10 protein-coding genes are annotated in these 12,455 nt (G+C 59.8%); 4 read left to right on the plus strand and 6 right to left on the minus strand.

The genetic code is table 11. The annotated features are described in order from the left end of the window. Positions 1-60: 60 nt before the first annotated feature. The 3 genes from guaB to AB4O01_RS14470 form a co-directional block, all read right to left on the minus strand. The gene (gene guaB, locus AB4O01_RS14460) at positions 61-1,530 is read right to left on the minus strand and encodes an IMP dehydrogenase (protein ID WP_034156270.1); all 1,470 of its coding nucleotides are present in this window, start codon (positions 1,528-1,530) and stop codon (positions 61-63) included. 116 nt (positions 1,531-1,646) lie between these two features. Next, positions 1,647-2,195: a sugar ABC transporter ATPase gene (locus tag AB4O01_RS14465; RefSeq protein ID WP_095048343.1), complete on the minus strand. Its 549-nt coding sequence runs from the start codon at positions 2,193-2,195 to the stop codon at positions 1,647-1,649. A 151-nt stretch (positions 2,196-2,346) separates the two neighbouring features. Beyond that, on the minus strand, positions 2,347-3,114 hold the full coding sequence (locus AB4O01_RS14470; protein WP_460092182.1) for a sulfite exporter TauE/SafE family protein: 768 nt from the start codon (positions 3,112-3,114) through the stop codon (positions 2,347-2,349). A gap of 100 nt (positions 3,115-3,214) precedes the next feature. Between AB4O01_RS14470 and AB4O01_RS14475 the strand changes: the two genes are divergently transcribed. From AB4O01_RS14475 to leuA, 4 genes are all read left to right on the plus strand, one after another. After that, positions 3,215-4,159, plus strand: coding sequence for a LysR family transcriptional regulator (locus tag AB4O01_RS14475; protein ID WP_460092184.1), 945 nt, complete (start codon positions 3,215-3,217; stop codon positions 4,157-4,159). Positions 4,160-4,244: 85 nt separating this feature from the next. Next, a complete protein-coding gene (gene xseA / locus AB4O01_RS14480) occupies positions 4,245-5,624 on the plus strand; it encodes an exodeoxyribonuclease VII large subunit (protein WP_460092185.1) in 1,380 nt (459 codons plus the stop codon). 3 nt (positions 5,625-5,627) lie between these two features. After that, complete coding sequence (locus AB4O01_RS14485) at positions 5,628-6,449, plus strand: peptidoglycan DD-metalloendopeptidase family protein (protein WP_460092187.1); 822 nt, start codon at positions 5,628-5,630, stop codon at positions 6,447-6,449. 463 nt (positions 6,450-6,912) lie between these two features. Next, positions 6,913-8,592, plus strand: coding sequence for a 2-isopropylmalate synthase (gene leuA, locus AB4O01_RS14490; RefSeq protein ID WP_007916856.1), 1,680 nt, complete (start codon positions 6,913-6,915; stop codon positions 8,590-8,592). A 177-nt stretch (positions 8,593-8,769) separates the two neighbouring features. Here the strand turns inward: leuA and AB4O01_RS14495 are convergent, their stop codons facing one another. The 3 genes from AB4O01_RS14495 to der all read right to left on the minus strand — a co-directional run bounded on the left by AB4O01_RS14495 (position 8,770) and on the right by der (position 12,323). Beyond that, the gene (locus tag AB4O01_RS14495) at positions 8,770-9,561 is read right to left on the minus strand and encodes an amidohydrolase (RefSeq protein WP_460092189.1); all 792 of its coding nucleotides are present in this window, start codon (positions 9,559-9,561) and stop codon (positions 8,770-8,772) included. Next, on the minus strand, positions 9,549-10,697 hold the full coding sequence (locus AB4O01_RS14500; protein ID WP_460092191.1) for a pyridoxal phosphate-dependent aminotransferase: 1,149 nt from the start codon (positions 10,695-10,697) through the stop codon (positions 9,549-9,551). Before AB4O01_RS14500 ends, AB4O01_RS14495 begins: the two co-directional genes overlap by 13 nt. A 156-nt stretch (positions 10,698-10,853) precedes the next feature. Beyond that, complete coding sequence (gene der / locus AB4O01_RS14505; protein WP_093430647.1) at positions 10,854-12,323, minus strand: ribosome biogenesis GTPase Der; 1,470 nt, start codon at positions 12,321-12,323, stop codon at positions 10,854-10,856. Positions 12,324-12,455 lie beyond the last annotated feature (132 nt).

The following is a 12,455-nucleotide window of genomic DNA, read 5'->3' on the forward strand; positions in this document are numbered from 1 at the left end:
TCAGAAACAACTCGGGGCTGAATCAAACAGCCCCGGTTGCTTTGCTTGTAGCTTGAAGGCTCAACCTACGCGGTAGTTTGGCGCTTCTTTGGTGATCTGCACGTCGTGAACGTGGGATTCGGCCATGCCGGCGCCGGTGATCCGCACGAATTCAGGCTTGGTGCGCATTTCTTCGATGTTGGCGCTACCGGTGTAGCCCATCGAGGAACGCAGACCGCCCATCAACTGGTGAATGATCGCGCTCAGGGTGCCTTTGTAAGGCACACGGCCTTCGATGCCTTCCGGAACGAGTTTCTCGGCGCCTGCCGAGGAGTCCTGGAAGTAACGGTCGGAGGAACCTTGAGCCTGGGACATGGCGCCCAGCGAACCCATGCCGCGATACGCCTTGTACGAACGGCCCTGGAACAGTTCGATTTCGCCCGGCGCTTCTTCAGTACCAGCGAACATCGAGCCCATCATCACGCAGGAAGCACCGGCTACGATGGCCTTGGACAGGTCACCGGAGAAACGGATGCCGCCGTCGGCGATCAACGGTACGCCAGTGCCTTCAAGGGCAGCGGCGACGTTGGCGATGGCACTGATTTGCGGGACGCCGACACCGGCGACGATACGGGTGGTGCAGATCGAGCCAGGGCCGATACCGACCTTGACCGCATCAGCGCCAGCTTCGGCCAGGGCCTTGGCTGCGGCGCCGGTGGCGATGTTGCCGCCGATCACCTGCACTTCAGGGAAATTCTCTTTGACCCAGCGAACGCGGTCGATCACGCCTTTGGAGTGACCGTGGGCGGTATCAACTACCACCACGTCCACACCGGCATTGACCAGAGCAGCGACGCGGTCACCGGTGTCTTTACCGGTACCGACCGCAGCGCCCACGCGCAGACGACCTTGATCGTCCTTGCTGGCCAGCGGGTAGGCTTTGGCTTTTTCGATGTCTTTGACGGTCATCATGCCTTTGAGGGCAAACTTGTCATCGACGATCAGAACTTTTTCCAGACGGTGCTTGTGCAGCAGCTCGCGGACTTCGTTCTTGTCGGCGCCTTCACGCACGGTGACCAGACGCTCTTTAGGCGTCATCACTTCACGTACGGTGGCTTCCAGACGGGTTTCGAAACGCACGTCACGGGAAGTGACGATGCCGACCAGGTCGCCATCGTGCAGGACCGGAACGCCGGAAATGTTGTGCATGCGGGTCAATTCGAACAGGTCACGTACCGTGGCATCAGCCTCGATGGTGATCGGATCCTTGACGACGCCGGCTTCGAACTTCTTGACCTTACGCACTTCGGCAGCTTGCTGCTCGATGGTCATGTTCTTGTGGATAATGCCGATGCCACCTTCCTGAGCCATGGCGATTGCCAGACGGGCTTCAGTGACGGTGTCCATTGCGGCAGAAACCAGAGGAATGTTCAGCTCGATGCCACGGGTAAGGCGGGTCTTGAGACTGACTTCGTTAGGAAGCACCTCGGAATAACCAGGCACTAAGAGAATGTCGTCGAATGTCAGAGCTTCTTGGCTGATACGCAGCATCGCGGGGGCTCCCGAGCGGGAAAATGGAAGCGCGCCATTATAGTCATCCACCCCCTGCTGTTCAATGTAAAACTCAGCTTAATATCAATGTTGCTGATGTACGGGAATCCCCGCCGTTACAGCTCCACCTTGACCCAAGAGACAGGTTGATCGAGCCAATCGGCGAACTCATCGATAAAGCTCTGCTTGAAGCCCGCCTCCAGCCAGTTGTTGAAGATGAAACCGAGGTTGGAAAACCCGCACTCCTGCAGGTACAGGAAGCCGTTGATGTCGTCTTCGTGACCGCATTCCGGGCAGGTGAAGTTGTCGGTGCGCCCCGGCATCCAGTCTTCGAGGCTTTCGAACAGCGCTTCGCCGATCTCGCGACGACACTCGGCGCAACCGGCCTCTTCGAGAAAGCCCTTGGCCGGTGTGTAGATGCAGCGTTTGGTGACGATCTCCAGCCCGTTGATCGGCTCACCAAATGGCAACGCTTGCGGGTGAAGCACCACGGCACGGGCGCCATCAGCAATCGCATACGCCATGCGGTTGCCGGTGCGGCCACAGGTTGTCAGCTCTTCTTTGATGATGTTCTTGCGCACCAGCCAGCGCACGATCGCCCGGGCCCGGGGTTCGTGGACCGGCAGGGTGGAGATTTTCGGGACGATGATGCTTTGCGAATTCATGGGAAATCCTGCGGTGTGACTTCTGACGCCTTCGCGAGCAAGCTCGCTCCCACAATGGAATGCAGTTCCCTGTGGGAGCGACGGTGCGACGATTCGACCTGCTCGCGAAGAGGCCCTAAAGGCCGGCAGCTTAATCCCTGACAAAATCCGGTCAAGTGCTGAGGTAGCGCCCGATCAATGCCAGCCCGCTCGCCAGCACCAGCCACGTCACCAGCCGTACAAATGCCTCGCGCGACAACTTCATGGTCAAGCGCCGCCCGATCCACAGCCCCAGCGCCATGGCCGGCAACAGACACAACGCCAGCATCAACAAGGGTAGCTCGGCATACACACCGGCGATGGCAAACAGGCTCAAACGCACCACCGTGCTGCAACTGATAAGCGCACTTTGCGTGGCCCGCGCGGCGTCTTTCGGCAGCCGACTGTTGAGATAAATCGCGTATAGAAAGCCGCCACTGCCAAACAGCGCGCCGAACAACCCGCCCACTGTCCCCATCGGCACTGCCCAGGCCGCCGACAATTGCGTCGGCCGGGCTTTGACCCACAGGCTGTAAATCGCGTAAGCGCTGATAAACAATCCCATCAACAACAGCAACACATCGGATTTGAGGTTGAGCAGGAAAATCACCCCCAATGTGCAGCCGACTGCCATGCACGGCAGCAGCCGTAACAACTCCGGTTTTGCCACATCGCGCCGCGACGGCAGCAGGTTGCCGAACGCTGCAACGAAATCAAGCAGCACCAACAGCGGCACAATCTTTGACAACGGCATGAACAGAAGCAGAATCGGCCCCGCCACCAATGCAGTGCCAAATCCGGCAATGCCGAACACGATGTAAGCCAATGCGATGCCCAACCCAATCACCGCCCAACCGCCAGCGCCCCACGCCCATTCACTCAACATCCCCGCCACACTCATCGTTCCGCTTCCTTAATATGCCTCAGATGACTTTAGCCAGCGCCGAGGGTTGCGACTAATATCTTCAAAGTCGATCACCCATCTCAAAAAGGCATAACTGGTGCTTTCAACCCGTCAATTGCGTTACTTCGTCGAAATTGCCGACTGCGGCAGTTTCAGTGCTGCGGCTGAACGTTTGTTCGTTGCGCAATCGGCGCTGAGCCGGCAAATCAAGGACATGGAAACGCGCCTGCAAACCCCGCTTTTCGAGCGCACCGCGCGCCAGCCTCGCCTGACTGCAGCAGGCGAAGCTTTTTTGCCGCGAGCAAGAAATCTGCTGAACGAGCTGAGCAAGGCCAGCGCCATGGCCACGGAAGTCGGCAACGGTCAGCTCGGCACCTTACGCCTCAGCCATTCCAGCACTGTGTCGATCAGCGGCCGTTTGCTCAGTGACATCGGCGCTTATCTGCAGCAACAGCCTGGCGTATCACTGGATATCGGCAAACTCTCTTCGGAAGCGCAACTGGAAGAACTCGCCGAAGGACGCCTCGATGTCGGCCTGCTGCGCCTGCCGGTGTTGCGCCAGCGCGAAGGTGTTCAGATTGTGCCGCTGTTTACTGAACGGCTGCTGTTGGCAGTGCCGATGAATCATCGATTGGCCGAGGCTGAGCGTGTCGACCTGGCCCAACTGAAGGACGAGGCATTCATCTCGATCCCGCATCCGCAACGCGGCGGTCTGAGTTATCTGTGTGCTGAATTGTGCATGCGTCAGGGCTTCTTTCCGCAAGCGGCGCGGGTCATGTCCCGCAAGACCACCCAGCTCCAGCTGATTCAGGCTGGGTTCGGCATCGCCCTGCTGCCGGAATCAATGCAGGACATCGCCCCGAGCGGTGTACGATTTCTGCCGCTGACCGATCCCGATTGCCAAAGCACTGTCGCCCTCGCCTACCCACAGAACCCCACGCCGCTGATCCAACACTTCCTCCAGACCTTCACCAATCCCCCCTGTGGGAGCGAGCTTGCTCGCGAAAGCGGACCGTCAGCCACTGAAGGTGTCGAAGGATAAGACGCCTTCGCGAGCAGGCTCGCTCCCACAGGGATTTATGGTCATTCATGGAGATTGATCAGCAAATGCCTTTAAACTGCGCCCCATGATTAAAGATCCCTTTGCAAGACTTGGCCTGGACCGTGAGGTCCTGACCGTCAGCCAGCTCAACGGCCGCGCGCGGGTGTTGCTCGAAGACGTGTTCAGCAACATCTGGGTCGAAGGCGAAATCTCCAACCTCGCGCGCCCGGCGTCCGGTCACATCTACTTCACCCTCAAGGACAGCGGCGCGCAGGTGCGTTGCGCATTGTTCCGACAGAACGCGGCGCGCGTGCGTCAGGCGCTCAAGGACGGTTTGGCCGTCAAAGTGCGCGGCAAGGTTTCGCTGTTCGAAGGCCGTGGCGACTATCAGTTGATTCTCGACACTGTCGAACCTGCCGGTGACGGTGCACTGCGTCTGGCCTTCGATGCGCTGAAGGAAAAGCTCAGCGCCGAAGGTCTGTTCAGTGCCGAACGCAAAGTGCCGTTGCCCGCGCATCCGCAGCGCATTGGCATCATCAGCTCGCCAACCGGCGCGGTAATTCGCGACATCATCAGCGTATTCCGCCGCCGTGCGCCGCAGGTGCAACTGACGCTGATTCCAACTGCCGTACAAGGCCGCGAAGCCACCGCGCAAATCGTCCGCGCGCTGAAAATGGCCGATGCCCGTGGTTTCGACGCACTGATCCTTGCCCGTGGCGGCGGCTCGCTGGAAGACCTCTGGTGCTTCAACGAAGAAGCCGTGGCCCGTGCCGTCGATGCCTGTGTGACGCCGATTGTCAGCGCCGTCGGCCATGAAACCGATGTGTCGATCAGCGACTTTGTTGCCGACGTTCGCGCACCGACGCCGTCTGCGGCTGCCGAATTACTCGCGCCCGATTCCAGTCATCTGATCCGTCAGGTCGAAAGCCTGCATCGGCGCTTGGTGATGCGCATGCGCGACCGTTTGATGCGTGATCGTCTGCGCCTGGAAGGCATGGCCCGTCGCTTGCGCCATCCCGGCGAACGTCTGCGCCAACAGGCTCAGCGCCTGGATGATCTGGACATGCGCATGCGTCGGGCGTTCGAGCGCCATCTCAATACCCGTCGCGAGCGCCTGATCCGCCTGGAAACACGCCTCGCTGGCCAGCATCCGGGGCGGCAATTGGCGATGCTGCGCCAGCGACTCGACAGCTTCGCCGAACGCTTGCCTCGCGCCATGCACGAAGGTCTGAAAAACCGGCGCCTGCAATTGCACAGCCAGATGCAGACACTGCACGTGGTCAGCCCGCTGGCAACGCTCGGGCGCGGTTACAGCATTCTGCTGGATGAGCGCGGCCACGCGATCCGCAACGCCGCGCAGACCCACACCGGCCAGCGCCTCAAAGCCAAACTCGGCGAAGGCGAACTGCAAGTGCGCGTCGAGGACAATCACCTGACGCCTGTCACTCTCTCTTTACTGGACTGATCCATGCCTCGCTTTCTCGCTCCACTGTTTTTGCTCTGCCTGACCTTCAATGCCCACGCCGACAGTTACATCACCCGGCTACTGAACAAACCGGTGCCGGGCGGTGTGGCGGTGGTTGATCTGGGCACCGCCGCGCAGGCACCGAAAGCCACGTATCAGGGCAAACCGGTGCTGGTGGTAAAAGAACAGAACACCTGGCTGGCGATCGTCGGCGTGCCACTTACCGTTAAACCGGGTGCGCAGCAGATCAGCAGCGGCGGACGTAACTTGCCATTCACCGTGGGCAACAAGAAATACCCGGAACAACGCATCACCCTGAAGAACAAACAGCAAGTCAACCCGGATCAGTCGAACCTCAAACGCATCGAGGGTGAACTGGCCGAACAGATCAAGGCATATCGCAGCTTCAGCCCGAACACGCCGAGCAATCTGTTGTTGGACAAACCGGTGAACGGTCCGTTGTCGAGCAAGTTTGGTGTGCGTCGCTTCTTTAATGGTGAAGAACGCAATCCCCACGCGGGTCTCGACTTTGCCGTGCCAGCGGGCACGCCGATCAAGACGCCGGCGGCGGGCAAGGTGATCCTCACCGGCAACTACTTCTTTAATGGCAACACCGTGTTTGTCGACCATGGGCAGGGCTTTATCAGCATGTTCTGCCATATGTCGAAGATTGATGTGAAAGTCGGCGATCAACTGGCGCGGGGCGCTGTGGTCGGCAAGGTTGGCTCGACTGGTCGGGCGACCGGGCCGCACATGCACTGGAATGTCAGCCTGAATGATGCGCGGGTGGATCCGGCGATTTTCATTGGCGCATTTCAGCCTTAAGACAGCCGATGGGCTGATGGCCCCTTCGCGAGCAAGCTCGCTCCCACATTGGATTGCGTTCAAAACACAAATCCCTGTGGGAGCGAGCTTGCTCGCGAAGGCGGCCTACAACGCACATCAATACTTACTGAACTGCTATAAACCCCAATTGCGCCCCAATCAAACCTCGCGCAAATATCACAACGATCAGCGACCTCCAGCGCAATAAAATCCTGCAAAAGCCCGCTTTCCGAGTATTCCTCTCAATTTTTTTCGACTGCTTGCCATCCTCTCCCCTCGCGGTTAGGGTTGAAGGCATGAAAACCTCTCACACCCTCATTCAGCTTCGCCAGCACCGCAGCCTGTGCCTCGTCAGCGCACGACTGCCAGGCTGAATCGCGGCACCTCGTCCCACGCTTTTCCAAGAACATTCGTAACACCGGCAGGCCGCCTCTTTTCGGCCCAGACAATAAGGAATTTCCCGATGAGCATGCTCAAAGATCCGTCTTCGAAATACCGCGCGTTTCCCGTCATCAACTTGCCGGATCGCACCTGGCCGTCGAAAACCATCGACACCGCGCCGATCTGGTGCAGTTCCGACCTGCGTGACGGCAACCAGTCGCTGATCGAGCCGATGGACGCGGTGAAAAAGCTGCGCTTCTGGAAAACCCTGGTGCAGGTCGGTGTAAAGGAAATCGAAGCCTCGTTCCCGGCCGCTTCGCAAACTGACTTCGACTTCGTGCGTACCCTCATCGAAGAAGGCCACATCCCGGACGACACCACCATTCAGGTGCTGACCCAGGGCCGTGAAGATTTGATCGAGCGTACGTTCGAATCCCTGCGCGGTGCGAAAAAAGCCATCGTTCACTTGTACAACGCCACCTCGCCTTCTTTCCGTCGCATCGTCTTCAACCAGGACAAGGACGGTATCAAGGCCATTGCAGTCAACGCCGCCAAGCTGTTCGTCAAATACGCGGCGATGCAGCCGGACACGGAGTGGACTTTCGAATACTCCCCGGAAACCTTCAGCGCTACCGAGCTGGAATTCGCCAAGGAAGTCTGTGACGCGGTGATCGAGGTGTGGAACCCGACGCCTGAGCACAAGATGATCCTCAACCTGCCCGCCACCGTCGAGTGCGCGACCCCGAACGTCTACGCCGACCAGATCGAGTGGTTCGGCCGCAATATCAACCGTCGTGACAGCGTGATCATCAGCCTGCACACCCACAACGACCGTGGCACCGGTGTCGCCGCTACCGAGTTGGGCCTGATGGCCGGCGCCGATCGCGTCGAAGGCTGCCTGTTCGGCAACGGCGAGCGTACCGGTAACGTTGACCTCGTCACCGTCGCCCTGAACATGTACACCCAGGGTCTTGACCCGCAGCTGGACTTCTCCGACATCGACGGCGTGCGCAAAGTGGTCGAAGAGTGCAACCAGATTCAGGTTCACCCACGTCACCCGTACGTTGGCGACCTGGTGCACACTGCGTTCTCCGGCTCGCACCAGGATGCGATCCGTAAAGGCTTCTCCCAGCAGAAACCGGACGCTCTTTGGGAAGTGCCGTACTTGCCGATCGACCCGGCCGACATCGGCCGCAGCTACGAGGCGGTGATTCGCGTCAACAGCCAGTCGGGCAAGGGCGGTATCGCCTACTTGCTGGAGCAGGAGTACGGCATCAGCCTGCCACGTCGCATGCAGATCGAATTCAGCCAGGTCGTGCAGCGTGAAACCGATCGTCTCGGCCTGGAGATGACCGCCAAACAGATTCACTCGTTGTTGATCAGCGAATACCTGCAAGCCAACACCCCGTATGCGCTGGTCAGCCATCGCCTGCAGGAAGAAAACGGCAACAGCGCCGTCGAAGTGGAAGTGGCAAGCAAAGGTCAGGGCGAAACCAACCTGCACTGGCGCGGCAAGGGCAATGGTGCGCTGGAAGCACTGGTCGCCGGTCTGCCGATTCCGGTGGAGATCATGGACTACAACGAACACGCGATCGGCGCGGGCACCAACGCCAAAGCAGCGGCGTACATCGAACTGCGTGTGAACGGCGAACGTGCAGTGCACGGCGTGGGCATCGATGAAAACATCACCACGGCCAGCTTCAAGGCCCTGTTCAGCGCGCTGAACCGCTCGCTGAGCCAGCCTGAGGCGAAAGCAGCGTAATCGATCGCTGAAATGCAAAAGGCCCCGGCGTTTGAACTCCGGGGCCTTTTTTTGCCTACAGGTTTTGCGATCGTTCCCACGCTCTGCGTGGGAATGCCTCAAGGGACGCTCTGCGTCCAGTGACGCGGAGCGTCACGGGCTGCATTCCCACGCAGAGCGTGGGAACGATCAGTTACCTCAGGTGAACTCGAAGGTGTCGGCATCCAGATTCGCCGGAAAGCGCTCGCGATACGCCGCCAGTGACGCCGCCTCCAAAACCACCTTGAACACCCCGTCCGCCTCCCCCGCCGCCAGCAAGGTTTCCCCCTGGAAATCCAGCACCTGACTGTCACCGGTGTAGGCGAAGCCCTTGCCGTCCGTGCCGACGCGATTCACCGCCGCCACATAGCAAAGGTTTTCGATGGCTCGCGCCGGCAACAGGCGATTCCAGTGCAGACGCCGCGCGCCCGGCCAGTTGGCGGTGTACAGCAACAGATCAGTGTCCTGCGCATCGCGGCTCCACACCGGGAAGCGCAGGTCATAACAAATCAGCGGACGGATGCGCCAGCCCTTGAGTTCGAACTGCACCTGACGTTCGCCGGGGGTGTAGTGATTGTGCTCGCCGGCCATGCGGAACAGGTGACGCTTGTCGTAATGCAGCACTTCACCGTCAGGCCGCGCCCACAGCAGGCGATTGCGATGGCTGCCGTCGGCGGCCTGAATGATCACGCTGCCGGTAATGATTGCATCGAGCTTTGCCGCCTGAACCCGCAGCCATTTGCTGGTCGGGCCATTCTCGGCTTCGGCAAGGGTTTCAGATTCCATGGAGAATCCAGTGGTGAACATTTCCGGCAGGATGATCAGATCCGCCCCGCGCGCCTGCTCCAGCAACACCGCGAAATGTTCAAGGTTGGCCTGGCGGTCATGCCAGGCCAGGCTGGTCTGGATCAGCGCCAGGTTGAGATCGGGTAACGCACTCAGATCACGCATAGTTTTGCCGCCGCTTCGCGCAGCGTCTCCTCGCGTTTGGCAAAACACAGGCGCACCAGGCGCTGGCCTTGCGGTGGGTTCTGGTAGAACACCGACACCGGAATACTCGCCACGCCGTGTTCGCGGGTCATCCATATGGCCATCTCGACGTCGTTGAGGTCGGGACGGATCTGCGAGTAATCGACCAGTTGGAAATAGGTGCCGGTGACTCGGGTGAAGGTGAAACGCGACGGCGCCAGCAGATCGCAGAACAGATCGCGCTTGGCTTGGTAGAAGCCCGGCAACTCTTCGACGTGTTCCGGGTGCTCGGCCATGTAATCGGCCAGCGCATATTGCAACGGCGTGACGCCGCAGAAACTGACGTACTGGTGGACCTTGCGCAGTTCGGTGGTCAGCGCTGGCGGCGCGACGACGTAACCGGTTTTCCAGCCAGTGACGTGATAGGTCTTGCCGAACGAGCTGACCACGAATGCGCGCTGATACAGCTCTTCATGGGCCAGCACGCTGACGTGCGGCACGCCGTCGAACACCAGGTGTTCGTAGACTTCGTCGCTGATCAGGTAGATGTCGCGACCACGGATCAACTCTGCCAGTTGATCGAGTTCGGCACGACTGATCAGTGCGCCGCTCGGGTTGTGCGGGGTGTTGATGACGATCATTTTCGTGCGCGGACTCAGGGCAGCAGCGAGTTGATCGAAATCGATGGAGAAGTCGTTCGGATTCAGTTGTACATGTACGCAACGACCGCCCGCCAACTCTGTCGCCGGTTCGTAGCTGTCGTAGCACGGATCGAACACGATGACTTCGTCGCCGCTGTGGATAACCGCCTGAATCGCACAGAAGATCGCCTGGGTCGCGCCCGGCGTGACCGTCACTTCACTGTCGGCATTGACTTGCACGCCATAGCTGCGAGCGATTTTCGCCGCAATCTGCTCGCGCAGCGCCAGCAGGCCAGTCATCGGTGAATACTGGTTGTGGCCACTGGCGATGTGCCGACCGACCGCGTCACGCAGGGACTGCGGGCCGTCGAAGTCAGGAAAACCCTGGGACAGATTGATCGCTCCGGTCTGGGCCGCGAGCTGAGACATCTGCGTGAAAATAGTGATGCCGACATTCGGCAGCTTACTCGTGATCATCGGGGGTTCCCTGCTCAACACCCGGCTCTGACGACGGCGCGGGAGAGCCCGAGGATAGCCCATCCGGCGCCCATAAAAAAAGGGCGCCGGATGGCACCCTTCTCTCATGTTGATCGTTCCCGCGCTCTGCGTGGGAACGATCAACGAGCCGCGACCTTATTTCTTGTCGCGGCGCTTCTTGCTGGCTTTCTTGTTGTGCGACATCAAGCGACGCTTCTTGTTGACCTGGCGGTCGGTCAGCGTGTTCTTGTTGCCTTCGTACGGGTTCTCGCCGCCCTTGAACTCGATGCGGATCGGCGTACCGACCAGCTTCAGCACACGGCGGTAAGTGTTCTCCAGATAGCGCACGTACGACTTCGGCACTTTCTCGATCTGGTTACCGTGGATCACGATGATCGGCGGGTTCGCACCACCCAAGTGGGCGTAGCGCAGCTTGATCCGGCGGTTGTTGACCATCGGTGGCGCGTGCTCGCCCACCGCGTCTTCCAGAATCTGGGTCAGACGGTTGGTCGGCCAGCGGGTGACCGCCGACTTGAACGAGTTCTGTACGGACGCGTAGAGGTTACCCACGCCAGTGCCGTGCAGGGCCGAGATGAAGTGGATGTCGGCGTAGTCAACGAAGAACAGGCGACGTTGCAGCTCGACCTTGACGAAGTCGCGCTCACTCGGCGTCATGCCGTCCCACTTGTTGATCGCGATCACCAGTGCACGACCGGATTCGATGGCGAAGCCCAGCAGGTTGAGGTCGTGATCGACCACGCCTTCGCGGGCGTCCATCACGAAGATCACCACGTTGGCGTCTTTGATCGCCTGCAGGGTTTTCACCACAGAGAATTTTTCGACTTCTTCGTGGATCTTGCCGCGCTTGCGCACGCCGGCGGTGTCGATCAGCGTGTACTTCTCTTCATTCCGTTCGAACGGGATGTAGATACTGTCGCGGGTGGTGCCCGGCTGGTCATAGACGATAACCCGGTCTTCACCGAGCATGCGGTTGACCAGCGTCGACTTGCCGACGTTCGGACGACCGATGATGGCGATCTTGATCCCGTCTTTTTCGCTCGGGCCAGGAATGCGCTTGGCTTCCTCGCCTTCGGCAACGATCTCTTCTTCGCCGTCTTCCGGCTCTTCTTCGTCTTTGGGGAAATCACCCAAGGCGATTTCCAGCATCTGCGTGATGCCACGGCCGTGAGCACCGGCGATCGGGATCGCGTGGCCCATGCCCAGAGGGGCGAATTCAGCGCGGGCCATTTCCGGGTCGATGTTGTCGACCTTGTTGGCGACCACGTAGGAACGCTTGTTACGTTTGCGCAGGTGTTCGGCGATCATCTGGTCGGCGGCGGTAAAACCGGCCTTGGCATCTACCAGGAACAGCACAACATCCGCTTCTTCAATGGCCAGCAGCGACTGCTCGGCCATTTTTTCGTCCATACCGTGCTCGTCACCGGAGATACCACCGGTGTCGACCAGAATGTAGGAACGCCCTTGCCACTTGGCCTCACCGTACTGGCGATCACGGGTCAGACCGGACAAGTCGCCGACGATGGCGTCGCGAGTCCTGGTCAGGCGGTTGAACAAGGTGGACTTGCCGACGTTCGGTCGGCCCACCAGGGCGATTACGGGAACCATGCGGCTCTCCACTTCGTTATTTCAGAAAATACAAAAGCCGCTGCGAGGCAGCGGCTGGTGCTCGGGGCAACGCCTGTTAGCGCTGCAAGCCCCATGAATCCGGGGCCGCCTGGGGGTTTAACCCCAAGCATA

The organism is Pseudomonas sp. S2_E02 (assembly GCF_054668355.1).

Bases quoted from the DNA above. Each gene is read 5' to 3' on its own strand.
- der (WP_093430647.1), bottom strand. From the start codon at position 12,323: ATGGTTCCCGTAATCGCCCTGGTGGGCCGACCGAACGTCGGCAAGTCC.
- AB4O01_RS14500 (WP_460092191.1), bottom strand. From the start codon at position 10,697: ATGATCACGAGTAAGCTGCCGAATGTCGGCATCACTATTTTCACGCAG.
- guaB (WP_034156270.1), bottom strand. From the start codon at position 1,530: ATGCTGCGTATCAGCCAAGAAGCTCTGACATTCGACGACATTCTCTTA.
- AB4O01_RS14465 (WP_095048343.1), bottom strand. From the start codon at position 2,195: ATGAATTCGCAAAGCATCATCGTCCCGAAAATCTCCACCCTGCCGGTC.
- leuA (WP_007916856.1), top strand. From the start codon at position 6,913: ATGAGCATGCTCAAAGATCCGTCTTCGAAATACCGCGCGTTTCCCGTC.
- AB4O01_RS14495 (WP_460092189.1), bottom strand. From the start codon at position 9,561: ATGCGTGATCTGAGTGCGTTACCCGATCTCAACCTGGCGCTGATCCAG.
- xseA (WP_460092185.1), top strand. From the start codon at position 4,245: ATGATTAAAGATCCCTTTGCAAGACTTGGCCTGGACCGTGAGGTCCTG.
- AB4O01_RS14485 (WP_460092187.1), top strand. From the start codon at position 5,628: ATGCCTCGCTTTCTCGCTCCACTGTTTTTGCTCTGCCTGACCTTCAAT.
- AB4O01_RS14470 (WP_460092182.1), bottom strand. From the start codon at position 3,114: ATGAGTGTGGCGGGGATGTTGAGTGAATGGGCGTGGGGCGCTGGCGGT.